This window comes from Acinetobacter sp. 1207_04 (assembly GCF_052850415.1).
Genome location: NZ_VXCQ01000007.1, coordinates 78,059 through 100,360 on the forward strand (window position 1 = coordinate 78,059; position 22,302 = coordinate 100,360).

Below are 22,302 nucleotides of genomic sequence, written 5' to 3' on the forward strand. Positions count from 1 at the left end.
AATTATTCTAAGAATTTAACTGTAACACCAGATTTCACTTTTTTACCTAAATCATTGGCATCCCAGTTGGTCAAACGAATACAACCGTGTGACGCTGTTTTAGAGATTGCTGATGGGTTTGGCGTACCGTGAATACCAAATGATTTTTTACTCAAACCAATCCAAATATTCCCCACAGGAGCATTCGGACCTGGTGGTAAAGATAGAGGTTTTAAGTTTTTACCTTGTACAAAGTTACTTGGCGAATAGCTGTACCAAGGGTTTGGTGCAACACCTGTAACTTTATAAGTACCTGTTGGAGATGGTGTATCTGAGCTACCAATGGTTGCAGGGAATGAACCGACCATTTGGTTTTGTGCATTGAACAAGTACAACTGTTTTGCACCTTTGTGCGCCACAATCAGGTGAATGTTTTCAGGCAACTCATTGCGAATATTGGTCACAATGATTCTTTCACCTGCTTTTTTGAATGTTGCCTTTGGATTAAGTTTTTTCAAAAACTCTTCATCCATATGGAATTTTTCACCCAACATTTCAGTGACGCGAGTGTAATACAAGCCTTTCATTTTTGCTTGTAATGCATAATCGCGCGGAATAGACGCAGCATAAGGACCTTTTAGGTCGGCATCCGTAATGGTGTATTCAACATAGGCAGGTTTATTGCCTTGTTTAGCAACTAAAGTATCCCAAGTTTCTTTGTTAAGTTCACCTGTCGCTTTTAAACCATTCATTTGTTGGAATGATGCAATGGCTTTTAGGGTATTCATACCACTAGAACCATCAATTGCACCTGGTGATGCATGGGCATTATTTAGCATCACATGCGCACGAGCATAGACAGGGAATTGTCCCTTTCCAATGTTTTCATACCATTCGGCGTTGTTCAGACTATCTAATGACCATGACACTTTAGAAGGTGCTTGACCTACAGGTGTTGTTGAAGTCGTTGGTGCAGAAGCGATATCAGCCGTTTTCACTTCAGTGCTTTCAAGCTTTTGAAGTGTATCAGCGGCTTGATTTAAATCTTGCTGTTCCTGTGGGCTAATTTCTACCGCAGAAGCCGCAGTTGAGTTTGTATCAACAGCTAATGGGTCAATTGGATCTTGAGCTACAGTCACTGTTTTTTGAGGAGTGAGTGGACGATCAGTCGTTGTTGCTGCTGCAAATGCAGTACCTGTCAAAATGCAGCTTAAACTCAAGGCAAGTATTGAGCGTACGAACATGTAATTCAACCTTAAGAATTATTCATATTGATTTTTAAAAACGCCCAAGTATTGCAGAAAATACACATCTATGCAGTATCAGTTTTGTGTAAAACCCGATTTTTACTGCAATATTGGCTACATAATCAAGCGAAGAACAGGTTAACTTACAAGCCTTTTTTGTTATGATGGTGCAAATTTGAAATTTGGATAGGGAAAGTAATGACGACCTTAAAAAACGATCGTTTTCTGCGTGCCTTGTTGCGTGAGCCTGTAGATACAACGCCAGTATGGATGATGCGCCAAGCAGGGCGTTATTTACCAGAATACAGAGCAACACGTGCAACCGCAGGTGATTTTCTTTCTCTGTGTAAAAATGCAGATTTTGCCTGTGAAGTAACATTACAACCGTTACGCCGCTATGATTTAGACGCTGCTATTTTATTTTCAGATATTTTGACTGTACCTGATGCATTAGGCTTAGGTTTATATTTTGAAACAGGCGAAGGTCCAAAATTCCATAAAACGATTCGTTCAGAACAAGATGTCGCAAACCTACCGTCATTTAATGCCAAATCTGATTTGGGTTATGTGATGAATGCTGTTTCAACCATTCGTTCAGCATTGGGTGGTCAAGTCCCCCTCATTGGTTTCTCAGGTAGTCCTTGGACACTTGCAACCTATATGATTGAAGGTGGTTCAAGCAAAGATTTCCGTTTTACCAAACAAATGATGTATGCACAACCTGAAGTGTTGCATGCCTTGCTAGATCGCTTAGCTGATGCAGTAATTGATTATCTAAATGCTCAAATTGAAGCAGGTGCACAAGCGGTACAGATTTTTGACAGTTGGGGTGGAACATTAGCACATCGTGAATATTTAGAATTTTCTCTTAAATACATGCAAAAAATTGTTGCAGGTTTAACTCGTGAAAATGAAGGACGGAAAGTACCTGTTATTCTCTTTACTAAAGGTGGCGGTCAGTGGTTAGAGCCAATGGTTGCGACAGGCGCTGATGCTTTTGGTCTTGATTGGACGACAGATTTAAAGGTTGCTCGTCAAACGATCAGTGGTCGTGCTGCATTGCAAGGTAATTTAGATCCTGCAACATTGTATGGTTCATTTACCAACATCGAAAAAGCTACCAAAGCGATGCTTGATGATGCATATGCCAATGGTGAAAAAACAGGTTATATTGCAAATCTTGGACATGGCATTACCCAATGGGTTGATCCTGCACATCCAAAAGTATTTATTGATACCGTACATGAATATAGTCAGAAATATTTGGGTTGATGCATTTAGATGTTATTGATCAAATCACTCTTTGATTTTTCTTTTAAGGCAGCATTTGCTGCCTTATTTGGTATTTTACTACTCATTGCCTTTGCGCTGACCGCCCCGATGGGCAGTCATGAGTATTACGGTTTTTTCCGATACGACTATCTGCTTTTTTATGCACTAATCATTCAAGCATGTTTATTGTATTTGAAACTTGAGTCATGGGCAGAAGCCAAAGTTATTGCGCTTTTTCACCTGATGGCAATGGTGATGGAAGTCTTTTTGACCCATCCTCAAATCGCATCTTGGCAATATCCACAACCCGCAGTGTTTAAAATTTTAACTGTTCCTTTGTTTGCGGGTTTTATGTACTCCGCTGTCGGGAGTTTTTTTGCTCGTTCACTACGTTTATACCGTGTGTCGTTTGAAAATTTACCAAATTTTGCGAATATGCTCAGTTTAGCGGTCTTATCGTATATCAATTTTATGAGTAAATTTTTTATTCCTGATTACCGTAATCTACTGTTTATATGGAGTATGATAATTTTTTGGAAAACAAAAATTCACTTTGAGGTTCAGCAATACAAGCTAAAATTGCCAATGCTCCCTATTTTAGTCATATTGGCATTTATTATTTGGGTTGCTGAAAATATCAGTACTTTTTATAAAATTTGGCTCTATCCAAGTCAGGTTGATGCGTGGCATATGGTCGGTTGGGGTAAGCTTGGATCGTGGTATTTATTATTATTACTGAGTTTGGTTTTAGTCCTTAAAATATTGGGACATCGTGATATAACTGGGTATTGGGTATTAAAATAATTCACTCATTTTAAGTAAATAAGTGAATTAAGTACAATTGTATGAAAATGTGATTTCTTCTTGATCAATTTTGTGATAAATCTTGGTGTAGTACAGCGTAAGTTGTACAAAAAGGAATATAACAATTGAATCAAAATGAAATGATAAAAACATTCTGGAGAATTTTATGTTGAAAAAAATCGCAGTAGCGGCAGTATTAGTCATGGGTTCATCTGTTGCGATGGCTGATCCTGATGTAGGTTGTGGCGTAGGTTCAACCATTTGGGAAGGTCAGTCAGGTAAAATTGCTAAAATTTTAGCAGGAACAACCAATGGCATTTTTACAAACCAATTTTTAGGTATTACTTTTGGTACTTTAGGTTGTGGTGGTAATGGAAAAGTGACTGCGCAAGTTGTAACATTTACCAATGAAAATGCTGAAGTTCTTGCACGTGATATGGCGGTTGGTCAAGGCGAAAGCTTAAATGTACTTGCAGAGTTGATGAATATTCAATCTACAGATAAAGCACGTTTCTTTGAAGTAACGAAAGCAAACTTCTCTCAAATTTATGCAGCAGATCATAATTCAGCACAAGTTTTGGCATCGCTACAACAAGTGATGGCAAATGATGCTGTATTAAAAGCATACGTATAATTTTTTAAATGAACCCTGTCTTTTGGCAGGGTTTTTTGTACCTAAAATTTGTGATCTGAATGAAAAAAATTAAACTATATGTAGGCATAATTGGCACGATTTTGAGTTGTCATGGATTTGCATCGAGTGTTGATGTTACGGATTATTTAAATCTTGCTGAACAAAAAAAACTCGCACAGCATGTGACATGGAAACGATTACTTTATGCCGAAGATTCATCACAAAGTGAAGTGAGTTATGCTGGATATTTTTTAGCAGAACAGGGTAGAGATCATATAGATCAAGAGCTACAGGCAGATATTCGAGCTTTATTTCAAACAGCAGATCCAAATCAGGCATTTCGTTGTAAATTTCCTGCGCGTAGCGAATGGCTCATACAACAACTGAATCTTTCAGAGCAACAACTACCTAAAGTCGATTGTCCAGAGTTTGATGCATGGTATGTACAAATCAAACCTCACAAGACAACGCTTATTTATGCCACCGATTTTATGGGTAACCCAAGCTCGATGTTTGGGCACACTTTATTACGCCTTGATCCTGAAAATCAGAAACAGCTCAATTTGGTTTCTTATGCCGTGAATTATGCGGCAACTGTTAATAATGAAGACAATTGGTCATATGCTTTCAAAGGTTTAGTGGGCAAATATCCAGGTGAATATGCCTTAATGCCGTATTACCGAAAAGTTAAAGAATATGGTGACTTTGAAAGTCGTGATTTATGGGAGTATGAACTCAATTTAAGTCCTGATGAAACAGCATTTTTAGTTAAGCATATGTGGGAAATGCAGAAAGTCAGTTTCCCGTATTATTTTGTTGATGATAACTGTGCTTATCGCTTATTGGGTTTAATTGACTTAGTGCGTCCAACATCAAATTTACGTCAGCAATTTAGCTATGCCGCTATTCCTGTTGAAACCATTAAAGCTATTGATCAAGCTGGTTATATTCGTGGAACGGTTTATCGTCCTGCTTTGGAAACTCAACTCAATGCACAAGCCACGCAGCACGGTCATGCCTTAGCAAAACAGGCACATGCCTTGGCGATGCTTGAGCCTAAAGAAATGCCAACGTATTTAAAACACTATGACCCTGTCGATCAAGCCAAAATACTTGAAATGGCATATGACGATTTATATCTACAATTTGTTGCACGTAAAGTTGCAGCGGATTTTACACAACCTCGCTTTAGACAATTACTAGGTTTGCGCAGTCAATTGGTGGTTGAAAAACAGCGTAGAGAGCCACTTGAACCTAAATTTAATCCGACACAAGGGCATGATTCACGAAATTTTTCTGTCGATGTTGGTGAAGTTCAAGGAGAGAAATTTATACAAATTGGACATCGTCAGGCATATCACACTTTAGAAGACTCTCAGAATGGTTTCCGTACAGGCACGCAGCTTTTATTCTTAGAGGGTGCGGTGCAATGGCGTGATGATGATCTGAAAATTGAGCATCTTGACCTATTGACGGTTAATTCTTATAACCCGATTACACCATTTAAAACACCGATCAGTTGGGGCTTTAATTTGGGTTGGCAACAAGAAGCGGTTGATCGTGGATATTTTAGCGAAGATCAGCAACATGGCGTGTTTTCGCTGACAGCTCAGTCAGGTTATACGCTTGCGAATGATGCACGTACACAACTCTGCTATGGAGGTTTACAAACGCAGTTGCAGGCAGGAAAGTCACTTGATGATGGATGGCGTATAGGACTAGGTCCAACTGTGGGTTGTCAAAATATTTGGACAGATCAGATCAATAGTGTGGTACAGCTCGAACTTCCTTATTGGCAAGATTCAAGTCAATGGAATTTACGTTTAAATGGTTCAGTGCAGTACGCTTTGAATCAACAAAATGCATTGAAAGTGGGTTTAGAGTACCAACAACAGAATCATCTTGATTGGACAAAATGGAGTATTGGGTTTAATCATTATTTTTAATTCATGACTTTTAACTTATTGCGGTCTCTTTAGCAGATTTTAAATACATTTTTGTAGGCAATATTGCAACAATAAGACCAAATAGAGATGCAATGATATAAAAATGAGTCGAAATGATATAGTAGAATCTAGCTTATATATTAAAATTTTAATAAGACGTTATTGCAATGAGAAGCTTGATATTTTTTTGAGTTTCTTATGTATGCAAAACATAGAAAAAGAATGATGAAGTAAGAGGAATTTACATATGGGCATTTTAAAAAAAATGATTAAATCGACAGTTTATCATGAGCCTGTACCTATTCGCCGTGATGTCCGATTCAATTTACCTGCAGATCGTATTGCAGATTGGCATACACCTGCAGGTCCAATTTTTACGGCATTATTAAATACTTTTTCAATTGTATTGCCAATTGGTGAGCGCTTTTTTATTGATGCTGTTCGAGCACATCGTGATCTTATCCAAGACCCAGAATTACAAAAAGCCATGACGGCTTTTATTGGTCAAGAAGCGATGCATGGGCGTGAACATGAAGATTATAATGATGCATTATTTGCACAGTCTCCAATTGCGCCTAAGTTTGAAGCATTTGTTTTAGATATTTTTGGTTTAATTAAAAAACATACGCCACCATATTTGTGGTTAAGTGCGACTATTGCGCTAGAACACTTTACGGCATTACTCGCAGATTCTGTTTTAACAACGCCTGAACTTTTTGATGGTGCAGAAGATCACTATGCAAATATTTGGCGTTGGCATGCTTTTGAGGAAACTGAACATAAAGCGGTTGCTTTTGATGTATGGAATACTGTAATGGGGCATGGACTTTATGCATATACGGTTCGTAGTGTTGGGCAAATTGGGGCGACAATTGTATTTTGGTCTTTGATTATTCCTGTATTTTTAAATATTGTAAAAGGTGAAGGTAAATTAACGAATCGTAAAGCATGGAAAGCTGCTTATAAATATAGCTTTGGAGAAGTTGGAGCATTGCGAAAACAGTTAGGTAATTATTTTGACTATTTCCGTCCGAGCTTCCATCCATGGGATCATGACAACCGTCAATCGATGTTGGCTATGCAAGATTTAATTTATCAGTTAGTAGATGAAACGCAGGCTGCAAAACAACTTAAATCTTAAGTTAACTGATCAGTGATTTATAAACTCAAGTTTTGCTCTTTTTTAAATGGTGAAACTTGAGTTTTTTATATTTATAACAGTTTTAGTCAATTATAAGCTTCCACAACCACAAAGTATTTTTTAACAGCTTCAACAACTTCAAAAGTACCTTTAAATGATGGAGGAATGATGCCTGCTTCACCAGCTTTGACTTCAATAAATGACTGATTTTGTGCATCGTGAATCCTTACAATACCTTCAATAATCTGAAAAAACTCCTGCTTATTATCTACAAAAACAATATTCCAAGCACCGACTTCACATTGCCAAATACCACAGTTCATATTGATATGTTCATACATACTTTGCGTTAATCGTTTTGGATTACCATCGACCAAACGATCAGCACGTGGATAATCTACTGTAGTTTCACTCTGTGTTAAGCCTTGTCCTGCCAAAAAAATTGGAGACATTGTAAAATCCTTATTCATTATGTATTTGTTCCATATAAAACAAAGCCTCAATAAAATTGAGGCTTCATTAGCATCATGCAAAAATTAATGTGCTTCAGGAACAGCCATTAAAAACTCACGACGTGCTTCTTTATCGGTTTTGAAGTCACCGACAAAAGACACAGTACGTGTGGTGGATTCTTGCTTGCTCACACCACGCATCATCATACACATATGTGCAGAATCAATGACCACAGCAACCCCACGTGCTTGAGTGACTTCTGCCACAGCATCGGCAATTTGTTTGGTCAGTTGCTCTTGAATTTGTAGGCGACGTGCAAACATTTCTGTAATACGTGCAAATTTAGACAAGCCTAAAACGTTGCCCGAAGGTAAGTAGGCAATATGCACACGACCATGGAATGGCAATAAATGATGTTCACACAATGAATAAAATTCGATGTTTTTGACCAACACCATTTCATCATTGTCAGAAGGGAAAACCGCATTGTTGGTCACTTCTTCTAATGTTTTACTGTAGCCAGACGTCAAGTACGAAAAAGCTTTAGCCGCACGCATAGGCGTATCTTTAAGACCAGGACGATCGAGGTCTTCACCAACGGCAGTTAAAATGTTTGCGTAGGATTGCTGCATAGACATAAAACGTGTTCACTTATACGGATTGAACAAGGACGGCATTGTAGCAGAAAAACTTAACAAATCTGACTACTACTTGATAAACCGCACTTTGGGAAAGTAAAAAATAAAGCGTTAGATCATAATGATCATTTATTTAAGGTTATTAACCTTGAGTAAATTTAGGATTTTTTTCGGCACGTTTTAATAACACCAAAACTGCGCCTGTACCACCTTGATTTTCAGGGGCACTAACAAATGCAAGAACATCACGGTGTTGGCGTAACCATCCATTGACATAGGTTTTAAGTACAGCATCAGGTCCTTTACCATGGACAATTTTAATCACAGTTTGATTTTCATCTTTGGCAATTTGGATGATTTGTAAAACTGCAACACGGGCTTCTTCGACGGTACAACCATGCAAGTCGACCGCTTCATACCAACGTAGATTTCCTGCTTTTAAATCTTCAAAAACTTTATGCTGTAGCGTGGCAATGCGATAGCTGAGCGTTGCTTGGCTTGCAACAGGATTGAGCATCGCTTGAGTATCAGAAAGTTCTGCCTCATTGCTTTCAAATGCACCTTCAGCAGCGGCACGTTTTGCCAATGTTTTTGCATCAGGTTTTTTACGGGCATTTGGACGTTCAATTTTAGCGATATTACTATTGTCGATTTTTTTTACGCCCAATAATGCTTTCTTAAATAAATCAGCATCATCTAATTCATTTTGTATCGATGTCTGAATATCTTGTGCTGTAGCCTTGATTTGAGCTTTACTTTCGGCTTTGACTATTTCAGTCGCTTGGGGATTGGAAATTTGTTTTTTGAATTGTTTTAATAAATCCAATTGAGATTTGGAAAAAGAAGAATCAGCATTACTCATAGTTTTTAAAACAGTCAATGAACAGAATTTGCTGACTATTATAGCCATAATCCTATTAAAATTGAACTGAAAAGCATTGCTGGTTTTTTTGAATCTTTTATGTCTAACGAGATTAGTATTATTATAAAAAAGCCCAATCAATTGATCAGGCTTTTATTTAATTCTAAAAGAGTGATCAAACGCTTTCAGGCTTTCCAAACAACGCAGTAAAAGCATGATCTGGACGAGGTTGTTTCATAAAACTCTCACCGACCAAGAAAGCATGAATATCATTTGCTTGCATTCTTGCAACATCATCAACAGTAGCAATACCACTTTCAGTCACTAGCAAACGAGAAGGATCAAGTAACTTTTTCAAACGAACTGAGATATCTAAATCAACCTCGAAAGTTTTTAAATTACGGTTATTTACACCTAAAATACAGTGTTCAGAAAGACGCATTGCACGTTCAAGTTCTTCTTCGTCATGTACTTCAACCAAAACATCTAAATTTTGCTCAAAAGCAGTCTTCGACATTTCTTCTAACTGTTGATTCGACAAACTTGCCACAATTAGTAAAACACAGTCTGCATGCAAAGCACGTGCTTCAATTACACCATAAGGATCAATTAAAAAGTCTTTACGCAAAGCAGGTAGTGAACAATGATTGCGCGCGATCAAAATATTTTCATCTGCACCTTGGAAAAAATCAGCATCGGTCAGTACAGACAAGCATACTGCGCCTGCATCTTCATACTGTGCTGCAATTTCCGCAGGATTAAAGTTTTCACGAATAATGCCTTTCGATGGGGATGCTTTCTTAATTTCAGCAATCACCCCAGGGCGTTTGCTATTTAAAGCCTGAGCAAACCCACGTACAGGACTTGCTGCTTTGGCAAGTTCTTCGACATCTTTCAAGCTACGTTGTTTCAGGCGAGCAGCAAATTCCTCGTATTTTCGATCAACGATTTTACCTAAAATAGTATTGGTAATATCAACCATGATGTATTCCTATTCTTTAAACTCTATTGCTTTAAAATTATGGGCTTAGGCTTCGTATTCTTTCAGCGTTTTAGTGAACTCAGCGAGTACACCCATTTTTTCGAGTGCTTGACCGCCCCAAATAATGTCGTGCGCCCACGCCACACCTTGCTTATAACTACTCGTTAAACCTGAAACATAAATGCCTGCACCTGCATTGAGTGCAATCATGCTGGCTGCTTTTTCACCTTTGACTGATTTCTTTTTACCTAATGCATCTTTAATGAGTGCAAGGCTTTCAGCTGCACTATCGACAGATAAACCAGTCAACGTTTGCGACTCAATATCAACATCCTCAGGTTGAATCGTCCATTCCGTGATTTCACCATTTTTTAACTCAGCAACATAAGTTGCAGAAGCTAAGCTAATTTCATCGAGCCCATCACGAGAATGTACCACCATGACATGCTCAGCGCCCAATTGCTTGAGTACTTCTGCTATCGGACGGCAAAGTTCTGCGGAAAATACACCAATGACAAAGCGACGTACACCAGCCGGATTCGTAAGCGGGCCGAGTAAGTTGAAAATGCTACGGAAACCCAACTCTTTACGAGGGGCAGCAGCATATTTCATTGCTTTATGATGATTTGGTGCAAAAAGAAAACCTACGCCCATTTCACGGATGCAACGTTCAGTTTGTTGCATGTTTAGATCAAGGTTGATGCCTGCTTGTTCTAACAAATCAGAAGAACCTGATTTAGATGAAACACCACGGTTACCGTGTTTGGCAATGGTTGCACCTGATGCTGCAATCACGAAACTTGAAGCAGTTGAAACATTAAATAGATTTTGACCATCACCGCCTGTGCCAACAATATCAATCAAATGCGGGATATCACTGACATCAATTTTAATGGCAAATTCACGCATAACGCGAGCAGCAGCGGTAATTTCGTCAATGCTTTCACCTTTTAGACGAAGTCCCATCATGAGTGCGCCAATTTGGGCATTGGTGGCTTCACCGCTCATGATGGTACGCATGACGTCTTCCATTTGCGGTTGAGTCAGTTCAATATTTTTAGTGATGTTATTTAGAGCTTGTTGAATATTCATTATCTTAATCTTAACTTTTTGGGCACTTATGCGTAAATATCGAGGAAGTTTTTAAAGATTTGATGACCATGTTCACTTAGAATTGATTCAGGATGAAATTGCACGCCTTCGATTGGCAGTGTCTTATGTTTCACACCCATAATTTCTTCCATAGAGCCATCAGCCTCATTGGTCCAGCAAGTTACTTCCAAGCAGTCAGGCACAGTAGCTTGATCAATCACTAATGAATGATAGCGTGTTGCTGCAAATGGAGAGGGAAGATTGCTAAAAATCCCTGTGTCGCTATGGTACATATCAGATAAACGACCGTGCATAACTTTTTTAGCACGAATAATATCGCCACCAAAAGCTTGCCCAATCGCTTGATGTCCTAAACACACACCGAGTAGTGGAATTTTCCCAGCAAAATACTGAATGGCAGGAATGGAAATACCTGCTTCACTTGGCGAACAAGGACCAGGACCAATCACTAAATACTTTGGTTGCCATCGTTCAATATCATCCAAAGTCACGGCATCGTTACGGACGACTTTTACTTCCTGATTTAACTCGCCAAAATATTGTACGATGTTATAGGTAAAAGAGTCATAATTGTCGATCATGAGAAGCATATTGAACGTATCCATTTGAAATACAATATTAATTTTAGAAGTGCTTGTTTTGGTACTCAATTTGGTACTCAATATTTAAAAAGTACCCTTAATTGTTTGGCAAAAAGAAGCCGCTATCTAAGCGGCTACTGTATCAGATTCTGAAGTGTTTGTAACAACCGACTGAACATACGAGAGTAGCCAGTAGCTTTTTCTTCCATCCTTAAATGGTTTCTTATATCGACCTTCACGAATACGTGCATCCAAGGTTTCAGGTTCAATATTTAATAATTTTGCAAACTCAGCACGACCTACCTAAACCTGATGATCTTCAGATCTATGGCCAAAACCAAAGGACGCGTTTCTATAAATCAAATCCACGAAGATATTCAACCGAACATGGGGATTTCTAAACGGAGTTTACAGCGTTATTTGAACGGTTTAGCAAATTGGGGATTAGTTGCCAAGGATGGAGAAACACCACAGGGATTTAATTTGACTGAACATGCAAAAAATCTATTTCAAGACTTAGCCAAGGGTAGTGATGCATGAGCAGTATTTCACTTGCTGAATACAAAAAGCTCTACGCACCAAAGAAGCAAGTTAAACGCCGTACCACGGTTAAAGCAGAGCGGACTGTCAGTGAGGGAGAGATGAGCATACTGATCAGATTAATGAACTGAATGACACGGTTTTAGATCTACAAGAACAAATCACGATGGAGGTTAAAACAGATCGTGATGCTGCAATTAAAACGGCAGTAGATACGCTTAAAACGGCATTAACTGAAGAGTTTGAAACTCAATTGGCGGATGTGATTCTGAAATTTAACGAAGCCTTGGAGAATGTCAAAATCAAAGTAGGTGGAGTATATATCTCGACTGAATCAACGAATCCTGCAACAACGCTTGGATATGGAACATGGCAATTAACCTCAAAAGGTAAAGCGCTAGTAGGGTACTCAGATGTTGCGAATGATCCGAATTGGACAAAAACTGTGGGAAGTACTTTCGGGGCTTACGACCATACTTTAATACTTGAAGAGATTCCCGAACATGATCATAAAGGCGTTGTAAAGGCATCAAATCAATCGTATTCGGGAGGTAATGGCTCTCGTTTTACATCGGATGGCACTACAGATAAAGCAGGTGGAGGGCAGGCACATAACAATGTACAGCCATCCATGGTATTCGCCATTTGGAAAAGAACAGCATAAGCATCCAATAGGGTGCTTTTTTATTGCCAAAAATAAGGGGGCGTACGTGAATGAACCAAGTGCATCATTGTGGAAAAAACTAAACAAAGTATCGGATCGGCTATAGAAAGTATCTGATCAGTTAGTGGAAACAAACGCGATTAATAAAGGATACCATCAAATATATGTACAAAAAACTTGGGAGTGGCTCAGGTTGATAAAGAAGAGGAAATCAATACTTATGCGATTTCAGTCGGTGATCGATCTATTAAGCAATAAATGAACTGAGTTATTGTAAATGCTTTATCTCAGATTCAATTACCAAGTTTTATATTCATCGAGATGAGATTTTTATCACTAGACGGTGACTCGGGTGTTCTAAAAAAATACGATTTATTAGTCAATTAGAATATTTATGATCGAATTTTGAGTGATGAATAATTATTTAAATGTATATTTATATAGCAGTTAGTTGAGGGAGTTTATAGATTTCATAAATTACTGATTGGTTATTCTAATATATTGTTTTTATTGCACTAGCTCAGACTTGATCTGTAAGTTCCTCCATTTTATATTGTCTATCAGTTTGAATTTTAGATAAATTATTTCAATCAAAAGTATTTTCTGCTTATAATTATGCACGTTAATATAAAGATGATAATGATGAATATGCGGTTAGATATACAGCTATTACGTGCAATAGCTGTTATTTTTGTTGTGCTTTTTCATTTAGAAATTGCAGGTATAGAAAGTGGGTTTCTTGGGGTTGATGTATTTTTTGTTGTAAGTGGTTTTTTGATGGCTATTCTTTACAAAAAGGGTGAGGCAAAAAATTTTTTACAACGAAGAGCAAGGAGATTAATACCTGCATATTTTGCAACAGTATTACTAACTTTAGTTGCTTCGTTATTTATAGTACTACCATCAGAATTGGGGCAAGTTTCAACTCAAGCTTTATATAGCTTATTCTTTGCAAATAATATTGGCTTTTGGATGCAAAACTCTTATTTTAGCAAGGCTGACTTTAATCCATTATTACATTTGTGGTCACTTGGTGTTGAAATTCAATTCTATTTGTTTGTGCCACTTTTAGCTTGGTTTTTTAGAAAATCTAAAATATTTTTATTTTTAGCAATCTTAGGTTCATTTACAGCTTGTGTATTTATTGTAGGAATTTCAACTAAAACTTCTTTTTTTATGATGCCACTTCGAATGTGGGAATTCTTAATAGGATTTGTTGTTGCAATTTATTTAACGAATAACGGCTCAGTTAAATTTAATAATTTTAGATGGCTTGGATTGATAGGTTTAATCACATTGTGTGCTATTCCGTTTATTCATGTGGATGGACAGACGCTGAATAGACTGCAAGGTCATCCGAGTTTTTATGCGTTGTTTGTATGTATTGCAACAAGTTTGGTTTTAGGTTTTGGTTTGCCTAAATCTCTAGAAAACAATGCTATGAGTAATATTTTTGCTAAAATTGGCGATTATTCTTATTCGATTTACTTAGTGCATTTCCCTATTATTGTTTTATATTTATATGAACCATTCTCGGGTACAAAATTGTATCCTGATAGTTATATAGATAAGGGTATTCTACTATTTCTTATTATCATTTCATCAATTTTAATGCATAAACTTGTTGAAACTAGACGATTTAATAATATTGCAGTAGCGTATTTATTTTCATTAGTATCAATTTTTGTATTAACTGGTGCAACCAAAGTTGTTCCGAAAGTAATGTATGATGAGCGTGAAAAAAATATTTTTAACGGTTTAGAGGATCGTGCACCATATCGTTGTGGCAAATTAGTTCGTATCACTGATCCAAAAGCAATCAGTTGTAAAATTAATGCTGAGAATTTTGATCAATCTGTTTTATTGGTTGGTAACAGTCATGCGGATTCAATCAAAATGGCATTTAGTGAAGTAGCAAGTAAACATAAATTAAATACTTATTTTTTAGTTTCAAATACACCACTTATGGATAGCTCAGTTACTCCAGAGCGTTTAATCGATGAAGCCATAAAATTGAAAACCAATCATTTAGTACTGCATTTTTCACCAAAAGCATTAGAACTATCAACTATTGAGAAGGTTGTAGATTTAGCTCAGAAAAATAATATGACGATTGATTTTATTTTCCCCGTACCAGTTTATACAAATTCAGTTCCAAAAATCATTTATCAAAAAAATATAGAAAATCAGTATGATTTTGATAAGTATTATATTGATAATTCAGAGTTTTTTGAAAAAATGAATATTCTGAAATCAAAATACGCTAATTTACGTAATCACGAGGTTGGTAAAATTTTTTGTAATACTAAATGTGTCATTAGTGACCAAGAAAACCATCCGTATTATTTTGATGATAATCATCTCAGTCTTACTGGCGCTAAACTATTAAAACCAGTGTTTGAAAAAGTAATGTAAACATAAAATTAACCTAAGCCCCAACTGGGGCTTTTTTATTGCCAAAAAAAGGAGGTTACATGTCTGAGACACAGACTGTATTGGAAGCAAGTGCAGTCGCAATTACACAGAAAGTGACGTACTCAGCAGGAGCAACATCGTTCTTTGCATTTTTAGCAAAAGTTGATGTTATTGCATGGGGTAGTTTATCAGTGGCAGTGATTGGTTTACTGATTCAATTCTATTTCTCAATTCAGCGAAATAGACGTGAACAAGTCGAGCATGAAATGCGAACAGCCGAATATCAGCAACGTATGAAAAATTTAAAAAGCGAGTTGAAACATGAAATTAATCAATGAAAGTGCATTCAAGCATTTATCCGTAAAGCTCCCAATGTTGGGGGCTTTTTTATTGCTTGTGCTTATTCCTGCATTGCAATGGGCTTTAGATTTTGAATTGGTACCGAAAGCATATGAGCCAATTATTATTGGTACAGTACTGCCACTTTTAGCCTTTATCGGTCGTAAAATTTATCAACCACAATTACACCAGGTGCAAAGTTTCGCAGCTGTTCCGAATACGAATGATAATTTGGCGAATCTCTTTAGTAATTTTCGGAAATTAGCGGGGGGATCTTTATCACAAGTGCAAGTTGATCAAATTAATCACTTGGTTTCAGGCTTTCAACAAAAAGCAAAATCAGTCAGCACTTCGGGCATGGCTTTAATCTGCAGTTTTGAGGGCTTAAAACTTAAAGCATACGATGATGGTGTTGGTGTATGGACCATTGGTTTCGGTACCACGATTTATCCAAATGGTATCAAGGTTAAAAAAGGGGATACTTGCACCGAAGCACAAGCCAAAGCATATATGGCGCATGACTTAAAGAAATTTGAATCTGCTGTGAATAGCGGGGTGACTGTGCAGATTAATCAGAATCAGTTTGATGCATTGGTATCGCTGATTTATAACATTGGTACAGGTGCTTTTAAAGAATCGACACTGCTCAAAAAGCTGAATGAAAAAGATTATAAGGGTGCATCTTCTCAATTTAATGTATGGAATAAAGGTGGTGGCAAGGTGATGCAGGGGCTTGTAAATAGACGAGCTGTTGAGCGGAAATTGTTTGAGAAAGCCCTTTAGAGGGCTTTTTTGTATAAATATTATTATATCGAATATATTCAAAAATAGTGGAAAATCTAATTGTTATATTTTCTAATAATAAATCATAATTTAAGTGTTTGATAAAAGTGTGAAAAAATTATTAAAGTAGGGTAGGTTGCGCAATCTAGTTTATGTGATTATAATTTAATCAATTAAATATATTTAAAATAAAACAATGGAACTAAATTTTTTTTTTTTGCTATTTTAATAAGGAACACCGGCTCATTCTGGACCTTGTATTGGATATGGAATACATAGAAATATTAGAAAGAATGGAGTAAGGATTGGTTCAATTATGTCTTGTGATGATACAGGCTCAGCACCAAAAATTAAAACTATTTTTAAGGCTCTATAAGATGAAAGATGAATTTTTATTCTTAGATTATTTATGGGATTTACAACCCAATTATTTTGATATTAAGCATATTGAATCAGATATTTCCTTTAATAGAAAAGCTTTAAATTTAAAAAAAATAGATGATGTTTTTATATATCATTTAAATAATAATAATATTTTTTTAGATAAGCCTATTCAAGAAAAAAAATTACTTATAGGTTTGACATCAAAAGGAGGAGAAATTTGGGAAAAAAAATATCAAGTTGATTGGAGTCAGTATCTATATTTTGAAATTATTGAAAAAGATAAAAATCATCAAGAAGTATGTATGTATTCAATCAACAAAGACCTTATCTTTAAAATTTTTCCTGAACATAAAAAACCGACCATAGAAAAGTTGAAAAATTGGAACGTAACTTACTGGAAAATACTCAGTGATGTTCATTGCCGTAAATTATACTTTAATTTAGAAGATGATATGGAGCTATGGAATCAATTTCACCAATCAGACCTACCAAAATGGCGGGAAAAATTATAATAACTTTTTCATTGAACTTTCTGTATAAAATAATCCAAGGCTTCCATTATAGAAAATATTTAAGAATTAATTTTTAGTTTTTCTAAAATTAACATAATACACCTTATACAAAATACCTGATATTTAACCATAATTTAAACACATGGCTATATTTCAGCTTAGTGCATTTTTAAACTTAGTACTTAGCTTGTATATATTTTAAGTAGTGTAAAGGCTATTGGAATCAAATCTAGAATGCGGTCACATGTAGATTAATAATTGTGATATCCCCGAGATTTCTCGACATACTTTTTGTGAGTTTGTATAAAAACATGTTTGCTCTTTGTAATTTTATATTTTAAATACAATAAGATAGATATTGGTCATGTATGTTTTAACTATATGCATTATGTATATGTAGTACTCAAACATTTATTAATTTGAATCAAGAGGGAATAACAATATGACTAATCATAATGAAATCGATCGCCATGTAGTGAAAGAGCTACCAAAAGATCAACGTGATGAATTAAATGCCGATCCAATTACAGGTGAACCTGGTGCACATCCTGTTGGTACAGGTTTAGGTGCTGTTGGTGGTGCGGCTACGGGTGCAGCTGTAGGTACTGTTGCTGGTCCTATTGGTACTTTAGTAGGTGGCGCTATTGGTGCGGTTGTTGGTGGATTGGCTGGTAAAGGAGTTGCAGAAGCAGTAAATCCTACTGAGGAAGAAGCATATTGGCGTAGCGTAGCACACAGTACCCCTTATTATCTTGATACATTAAATGCTTACGATGATCTTACTTATGATCGGGATTACCGACCAGCTTACCATTTAGGTTATACAGGTCGTGCAGAATATCCAAATGGAACACGATTTGAAGATGCAGAAAATGACTTGAAATTAAAATGGGAAAAAGTGAAAGGTACTTCACGCCTGAATTGGGAACAAGCAAGGTATGCCGTGCTTGATGCATGGGAAAGGGTTAATGGTTGATTTTAAATCAGGAAACTAAAGGAACATCATGTTCCTTTAGTTTCTTAAACTTAGTGCATGATATTAAAATACAAAATAAATATGATAATGATCATCTAGTTTGTTTCATAAACACTTCACCATATTTGAGAGTCTGTTCGATGTAGAAGTAGAGCCATGTTTTCATATTTAATCCTTCCAACTATCAACAATATCAGCCCAATCTTGAAGCATTTTTCTTCGGTCATCGAGCCATCTAGCGTGGTTGTAGGACGCACGCGTTTTATTGTCATCAGCATGCGCTAATTGCTTTTCAATCCAATCTTCTTCATATCCCTTTTCATAAAGCAGTGTTGAAGCAGTCGCTCTAAAATCATGGGCAGTCACATCCCCCAACCCAATATAGTCAAGCATCCTATTAAGAGTCGTCGCAGATAGCATTCCTCCTTTATATACAGAAGGAAATACATATTCACGATTAGCTGTAAATTGAAATTGTTCCTGAAGTAACACATAGAGCTGAGTAGACATTGGCACAATGTGAATACGGTTTTTCTTAGTTGTACGAGTTTGCCCGGTCTTTTTTGAAGATACAGGGAATGTGATTATTTTGTCTTCAAAGTCAACAAATGACCATTGCATACGTCTAATTTCAATTGTTCGTAGCATTGAGTAGAGCATTGCTAGACCGGCATTTTTAACTGTACTTGAACCACCGTAGCTTTCTAATTTATTTCTGAGCATTCTTGCTTCATTTTTTTCAAGCGGTCGGGCATGCTCAACATCAGGGCGTTCAATTGCATCTTTTACAGCGTAAGTTGGGTCGTAATCAGCTCGAAGCGTAGCAATTGCATATCTCATAACAGCACCAATAAACTTCCGATTATCGATGGCTGTGACTTCACCGGTTCCAAAGTTCTTCTGTTTTTTCACACGCTTGATTGTGTTCTTCATGATTTGAAGAACATCTGCGGAAGTAACGTCTTTTACATCTTTATTGCCGATAATTTTTAGGATGTCTTTCTCTAAAGAAGTTTGAAATCTATTCTGATGTCGTTCAGATCGGTTCGCAAGCTTCTCTTGTTTGTATTCTTGAGCGACATTTTTGAATAAGTTACTTGAACTTAAGTTGAGTTCTAGCGTGAGTTTTTCCTTTCGCTTTTCTTCAAGTGGATTTAGATTCTGATCTAGCAGTACTTTTGCTTCATCTCTCTTTTTTCGTGCATCAGCTAAAGAGACGATAGGGTACTCACCCAAACCCATCATTAGTGTTTTTTTTAACCATTGAAAGCGATACCGCCAAAACTTTTTCCCATTTGGTCGGACTTCAATATATAGACCTGCTGCATCAATAAAACGTGTGATTTTTTCAGTAGGCTTAAGAGTTCTTATTTTTGAATCACTTAGCATTGATATTGAGTACCGATTTAAAAAATTAAGTGGTACTCAAGATAGTACTCAATTTTGAGGATTTTGCACAGTTTGTTTTAATTTACTTAGGTTTGCTAACTTACTTATTTTTATAATTTTATATACTTGTGAATTTTGTTAGGTTTTGCTAGATTTTTCAAATATTATCTTTCGATCATGAGAAGCATATTGAACGTATCCATTTGAATTTTAATGTGTCTATAAAAGACGAGTGTTTCTACCCGTCTCGTTACACACATTGCATAAAGTACCTGACATTCATCTATAAGGTGATAAAAATGTCAGTCGCTTACTTTAGCAGATTTTATTACTTTCAGGATAGCTCGATTGCGTTTGTCGTGTTGCCTAGATAATCAATACTGAATCTATGAGAAAGCAATATCATTTGAACAGATGATTCTATTGTTTGATTTAAATGAGGAGTGGTCTAATTTGAAAGATAATGTAGATTTTAGCTTTTTAGATCGGTGAGATCATTTATTTATTACATACTTTTGATGTATTGATTACAGATTTTTATGTATTTAAAAAATTAGGAGTCAATATTAAAAAACATAATATGTAGTTTTGTTTAAATATTATGTTAGATTAACTAAACAACAATAATCAAATTGGTTTTATTTACTAAAATTTTTTTAAAAAGATAAATAAATACATATATTTGTTTAAATTGTTAAATTGATAGGTTTTTATTTAAACAATATCTGAGTATGATGTTTGTACGATTAGATTTGTATATTGAAAAGCATAAATGGTTATGTGAATTATTTTGCATAAAAAACAAAAAATGTTAAAGTGAACACAATTTATGGGCTGGCGAGGGGCTGAATGAAAGAAGAAATCAAAATAGCTATTTTTGGCTTGAGTCTCAATGTGTTGGATAACATAAAACAAAAAATTCGCTTGATGTATGACGATACCGTTAATATTACTTGGGCGAATATTGCCGATCCACATCTAGATATTCTTCTTGTAAATGATATGTTTTTTGGTTCACCGACAATTCAACATTTGGTTGGTTCACAACAAGTCCCTTATCTACGCCTGATCAATAAGTCTGAAGTTGCAGGACAAATTGATGGGGATAAACTATTTTTACCATTCTCTGTAAGTGATGCAACACGGAAGTGGTTTAAAGATCGTTATTTGAAAGTGCCACTAAGTCAAAAAGTTGAAAAACAAGTTGCCCAAATTACGAAAACAACAGATATCAATAAGGTAACGGCAGAATTTTTTAATGAGCGGAATGGAAATCTACAAATTTTTGATGGTCACGGTAATATTGGCTTGATGAATGCACGTAGTGAACAAGTTTGGCTCGATACAGGGCGACGCTTTGCAGGAACAGATACGACATTGAATTTTACTTATGCAACAATGCAAATGGCGCAGAGCGTGAGTAATATTCAGGGTATAGATCTACGTAGATGGTTGTGGAATATTTTATGGTATTCACCAGAGTTGATTAAAAATACCTCAGATAAAAAATTTTATAAATTAAAATATTGGCCACATCCAGATTCAAAAGATGACCGTAAAGATGTTTTTACGATTGCAGCGTGTTTTGAGCGTGGGGCAAGTATTCAGCAAGTTGCAAAGAAATCAGGTGTCTCAGTAAAAACGATTGAACGTTTTGTTTCAATTGCATTATTGAATCATTTGTTGACTGAGATTGATGCAAAAGATGCAACGTTGATTATGGAAGAAGAAAAGCCTGCAGAAGGTGTACTGAAAGGTTTTTTTGGTAAGCTACGTCGTAAATTGGGTTTATAAAAGTATAAACCTAAAAAATAATTGATTAAATCGTATTTAAATGTACGAGTTAAACAAAAAATCATTTTTTTTAGTGTATTAGATTATAAACGGTTTGAGTGACACTCTGTAAAAGAGATAAAAACAGGGTCGTTCATATAAATAAAATAGGGGTTTAGTGTGATTTTACAGAAGTATAAAATTGTATTTGGTGGAACAATGGGGGCAGGTAAAACAGAAGCCATTAGGTCACTTTCAGAAATTAATGTCTTATCTACAGAAGCGTATAACACGGATGAGCAGTCACATAGCAAAGCTTTGACTACGGTAGGAATCGATTACGGTGAAATTAAGCTTGATGATGGCATTACCGTTGGTTTATATGGTACACCAGGACAAGATCGTTTTGATTTTGTATGGTCTGTGATCTGTAAAGGGGCAATAGGTGCTGTTGTTCTAATCGACCATTCTAAAAAAACGGCACTTGATGATTTAAAATTCTATCACAATTCATTTAAAGAATATGTAAACAACATTATTGTTGGAATTACACATGTTGATGAAGACTCACAACAATTACTAAAAAAATACCGTGATTGGATGGACTTAAATGGCTATAACATGCCTGTATTTGCCATTGATGCACGTGAAAAAGACGATGTGTTATTGGTCGTTGAAGCGCTGATTGCTCGGGCTGAAATTGAATATGCATAATTAAATTAAAATGAGAAATCCATTTTTTTGTAAAATGGATTTTTTTACAAAAAAATGTATGTAAAAAGTGATAAATTATATTTATACAGCACCATATTAAAGCACTATTTATAATGTGCACAAAAATAGTGCAATAAGAATCTCGTTACCTAATTTAGAAT

At 36.0% G+C, this 22,302-nt stretch carries 22 protein-coding genes; 14 read left to right on the forward strand and 8 right to left on the reverse strand.

Annotated features, from left to right (window positions below):
* Window positions 1-2 precede the first annotated feature (2 nt).
* The gene (locus FW754_RS08015) at window positions 3-1,223 is read right to left on the reverse strand and encodes a L,D-transpeptidase family protein (RefSeq protein ID WP_409510938.1); all 1,221 of its coding nucleotides are present in this window, start codon (window positions 1,221-1,223) and stop codon (window positions 3-5) included.
* Between the two features lie 201 nt (window positions 1,224-1,424).
* Here FW754_RS08015 and hemE point away from each other — a divergent pair, with 201 nt between their 5' ends.
* The 5 genes from hemE (at window position 1,425) to FW754_RS08040 (ending at window position 7,023) form a co-directional block, all read left to right on the forward strand.
* Window positions 1,425-2,498 (forward strand): uroporphyrinogen decarboxylase, encoded by a 1,074-nt coding sequence (gene hemE / locus FW754_RS08020; RefSeq protein WP_446324334.1) that lies wholly within the window; start codon window positions 1,425-1,427, stop codon window positions 2,496-2,498.
* A gap of 9 nt (window positions 2,499-2,507) precedes the next feature.
* A complete protein-coding gene (locus FW754_RS08025) occupies window positions 2,508-3,302 on the forward strand; it encodes a DUF817 family protein (protein ID WP_446324335.1) in 795 nt (264 codons plus the stop codon).
* A 166-nt stretch (window positions 3,303-3,468) separates the two neighbouring features.
* Window positions 3,469-3,936 (forward strand): DUF3015 family protein, encoded by a 468-nt coding sequence (locus FW754_RS08030; RefSeq protein WP_409510941.1) that lies wholly within the window; start codon window positions 3,469-3,471, stop codon window positions 3,934-3,936.
* A 59-nt stretch (window positions 3,937-3,995) separates the two neighbouring features.
* Window positions 3,996-5,882 (forward strand): Lnb N-terminal periplasmic domain-containing protein, encoded by a 1,887-nt coding sequence (locus FW754_RS08035; protein ID WP_446324336.1) that lies wholly within the window; start codon window positions 3,996-3,998, stop codon window positions 5,880-5,882.
* A 247-nt stretch (window positions 5,883-6,129) separates the two neighbouring features.
* Window positions 6,130-7,023, forward strand: coding sequence for a metal-dependent hydrolase (locus FW754_RS08040; protein ID WP_419349373.1), 894 nt, complete (start codon window positions 6,130-6,132; stop codon window positions 7,021-7,023).
* Between the two features lie 86 nt (window positions 7,024-7,109).
* Here FW754_RS08040 and FW754_RS08045 read toward each other — a convergent pair whose 3' ends face one another.
* From FW754_RS08045 to FW754_RS08070, 6 genes are all read right to left on the reverse strand, one after another.
* The gene (locus tag FW754_RS08045) at window positions 7,110-7,475 is read right to left on the reverse strand and encodes a cupin domain-containing protein (RefSeq protein ID WP_446324337.1); all 366 of its coding nucleotides are present in this window, start codon (window positions 7,473-7,475) and stop codon (window positions 7,110-7,112) included.
* Between the two features lie 84 nt (window positions 7,476-7,559).
* Window positions 7,560-8,108, reverse strand: coding sequence for a GTP cyclohydrolase I FolE (folE, locus tag FW754_RS08050; RefSeq protein WP_446324396.1), 549 nt, complete (start codon window positions 8,106-8,108; stop codon window positions 7,560-7,562).
* A gap of 148 nt (window positions 8,109-8,256) precedes the next feature.
* Complete coding sequence (locus tag FW754_RS08055; RefSeq protein WP_446324397.1) at window positions 8,257-8,976, reverse strand: Smr/MutS family protein; 720 nt, start codon at window positions 8,974-8,976, stop codon at window positions 8,257-8,259.
* Between the two features lie 175 nt (window positions 8,977-9,151).
* Window positions 9,152-9,958, reverse strand: coding sequence for an indole-3-glycerol phosphate synthase TrpC (trpC, locus tag FW754_RS08060; RefSeq protein WP_446324338.1), 807 nt, complete (start codon window positions 9,956-9,958; stop codon window positions 9,152-9,154).
* A 45-nt stretch (window positions 9,959-10,003) separates the two neighbouring features.
* On the reverse strand, window positions 10,004-11,050 hold the full coding sequence (gene trpD / locus FW754_RS08065; RefSeq protein ID WP_446324339.1) for an anthranilate phosphoribosyltransferase: 1,047 nt from the start codon (window positions 11,048-11,050) through the stop codon (window positions 10,004-10,006).
* Between the two features lie 26 nt (window positions 11,051-11,076).
* Window positions 11,077-11,661 (reverse strand): anthranilate synthase component II, encoded by a 585-nt coding sequence (locus FW754_RS08070; RefSeq protein WP_446324398.1) that lies wholly within the window; start codon window positions 11,659-11,661, stop codon window positions 11,077-11,079.
* 318 nt (window positions 11,662-11,979) lie between these two features.
* On the opposite strand from FW754_RS08070, the gene FW754_RS08075 reads away from it, so the two are divergent.
* The 7 genes from FW754_RS08075 (at window position 11,980) to FW754_RS08105 (ending at window position 18,265) form a co-directional block, all read left to right on the forward strand.
* Window positions 11,980-12,192, forward strand: coding sequence for a hypothetical protein (locus tag FW754_RS08075; protein WP_446324340.1), 213 nt, complete (start codon window positions 11,980-11,982; stop codon window positions 12,190-12,192).
* Window positions 12,193-12,358: 166 nt separating this feature from the next.
* Window positions 12,359-12,856 (forward strand): phage baseplate protein, encoded by a 498-nt coding sequence (locus FW754_RS08080; protein ID WP_446324341.1) that lies wholly within the window; start codon window positions 12,359-12,361, stop codon window positions 12,854-12,856.
* A 642-nt stretch (window positions 12,857-13,498) separates the two neighbouring features.
* On the forward strand, window positions 13,499-15,271 hold the full coding sequence (locus tag FW754_RS08085) for an acyltransferase family protein (protein WP_446324342.1): 1,773 nt from the start codon (window positions 13,499-13,501) through the stop codon (window positions 15,269-15,271).
* A gap of 59 nt (window positions 15,272-15,330) precedes the next feature.
* Complete coding sequence (locus tag FW754_RS08090; RefSeq protein WP_446324343.1) at window positions 15,331-15,609, forward strand: holin; 279 nt, start codon at window positions 15,331-15,333, stop codon at window positions 15,607-15,609.
* A 286-nt stretch (window positions 15,610-15,895) separates the two neighbouring features.
* Window positions 15,896-16,393, forward strand: a complete 498-nt coding sequence (locus FW754_RS08095; RefSeq protein WP_446324399.1) for a lysozyme — start codon at window positions 15,896-15,898, stop codon at window positions 16,391-16,393.
* A gap of 377 nt (window positions 16,394-16,770) precedes the next feature.
* Window positions 16,771-17,289, forward strand: coding sequence for a hypothetical protein (locus tag FW754_RS08100; protein WP_446324344.1), 519 nt, complete (start codon window positions 16,771-16,773; stop codon window positions 17,287-17,289).
* Between the two features lie 442 nt (window positions 17,290-17,731).
* Window positions 17,732-18,265 (forward strand): hypothetical protein, encoded by a 534-nt coding sequence (locus tag FW754_RS08105; RefSeq protein WP_409510990.1) that lies wholly within the window; start codon window positions 17,732-17,734, stop codon window positions 18,263-18,265.
* Between the two features lie 168 nt (window positions 18,266-18,433).
* Here FW754_RS08105 and FW754_RS08110 read toward each other — a convergent pair whose 3' ends face one another.
* Complete coding sequence (locus tag FW754_RS08110) at window positions 18,434-19,654, reverse strand: tyrosine-type recombinase/integrase (protein ID WP_409510991.1); 1,221 nt, start codon at window positions 19,652-19,654, stop codon at window positions 18,434-18,436.
* A gap of 849 nt (window positions 19,655-20,503) precedes the next feature.
* On the opposite strand from FW754_RS08110, the gene FW754_RS08115 reads away from it, so the two are divergent.
* Window positions 20,504-21,448: a hypothetical protein gene (locus FW754_RS08115; protein ID WP_446324345.1), complete on the forward strand. Its 945-nt coding sequence runs from the start codon at window positions 20,504-20,506 to the stop codon at window positions 21,446-21,448.
* A gap of 159 nt (window positions 21,449-21,607) precedes the next feature.
* Entirely contained in the window at window positions 21,608-22,141 is a 534-nt protein-coding gene (locus tag FW754_RS08120; RefSeq protein WP_409510993.1) for a GTP-binding protein, read from the forward strand.
* Window positions 22,142-22,302 lie beyond the last annotated feature (161 nt).

What these genes read in the sequence shown, in the direction of transcription:
- FW754_RS08015 (WP_409510938.1), bottom strand. Translation starts at nt 1,223, where the DNA reads ATGTTCGTACGCTCAATACTTGCCTTGAGTTTAAGCTGCATTTTGACA.
- hemE (WP_446324334.1), top strand. Translation starts at nt 1,425, where the DNA reads ATGACGACCTTAAAAAACGATCGTTTTCTGCGTGCCTTGTTGCGTGAG.
- FW754_RS08025 (WP_446324335.1), top strand. Translation starts at nt 2,508, where the DNA reads ATGTTATTGATCAAATCACTCTTTGATTTTTCTTTTAAGGCAGCATTT.
- FW754_RS08030 (WP_409510941.1), top strand. Translation starts at nt 3,469, where the DNA reads ATGTTGAAAAAAATCGCAGTAGCGGCAGTATTAGTCATGGGTTCATCT.
- FW754_RS08035 (WP_446324336.1), top strand. Translation starts at nt 3,996, where the DNA reads ATGAAAAAAATTAAACTATATGTAGGCATAATTGGCACGATTTTGAGT.
- FW754_RS08040 (WP_419349373.1), top strand. Translation starts at nt 6,130, where the DNA reads ATGGGCATTTTAAAAAAAATGATTAAATCGACAGTTTATCATGAGCCT.
- FW754_RS08045 (WP_446324337.1), bottom strand. Translation starts at nt 7,475, where the DNA reads ATGTCTCCAATTTTTTTGGCAGGACAAGGCTTAACACAGAGTGAAACT.
- folE (WP_446324396.1), bottom strand. Translation starts at nt 8,108, where the DNA reads ATGCAGCAATCCTACGCAAACATTTTAACTGCCGTTGGTGAAGACCTC.
- FW754_RS08055 (WP_446324397.1), bottom strand. Translation starts at nt 8,976, where the DNA reads ATGAGTAATGCTGATTCTTCTTTTTCCAAATCTCAATTGGATTTATTA.
- trpC (WP_446324338.1), bottom strand. Translation starts at nt 9,958, where the DNA reads ATGGTTGATATTACCAATACTATTTTAGGTAAAATCGTTGATCGAAAA.
- trpD (WP_446324339.1), bottom strand. Translation starts at nt 11,050, where the DNA reads ATGAATATTCAACAAGCTCTAAATAACATCACTAAAAATATTGAACTG.
- FW754_RS08070 (WP_446324398.1), bottom strand. Translation starts at nt 11,661, where the DNA reads ATGCTTCTCATGATCGACAATTATGACTCTTTTACCTATAACATCGTA.
- FW754_RS08075 (WP_446324340.1), top strand. Translation starts at nt 11,980, where the DNA reads ATGGCCAAAACCAAAGGACGCGTTTCTATAAATCAAATCCACGAAGAT.
- FW754_RS08080 (WP_446324341.1), top strand. Translation starts at nt 12,359, where the DNA reads ATGGAGGTTAAAACAGATCGTGATGCTGCAATTAAAACGGCAGTAGAT.
- FW754_RS08085 (WP_446324342.1), top strand. Translation starts at nt 13,499, where the DNA reads ATGAATATGCGGTTAGATATACAGCTATTACGTGCAATAGCTGTTATT.
- FW754_RS08090 (WP_446324343.1), top strand. Translation starts at nt 15,331, where the DNA reads ATGTCTGAGACACAGACTGTATTGGAAGCAAGTGCAGTCGCAATTACA.
- FW754_RS08100 (WP_446324344.1), top strand. Translation starts at nt 16,771, where the DNA reads ATGAAAGATGAATTTTTATTCTTAGATTATTTATGGGATTTACAACCC.
- FW754_RS08105 (WP_409510990.1), top strand. Translation starts at nt 17,732, where the DNA reads ATGACTAATCATAATGAAATCGATCGCCATGTAGTGAAAGAGCTACCA.
- FW754_RS08110 (WP_409510991.1), bottom strand. Translation starts at nt 19,654, where the DNA reads ATGCTAAGTGATTCAAAAATAAGAACTCTTAAGCCTACTGAAAAAATC.
- FW754_RS08115 (WP_446324345.1), top strand. Translation starts at nt 20,504, where the DNA reads ATGAAAGAAGAAATCAAAATAGCTATTTTTGGCTTGAGTCTCAATGTG.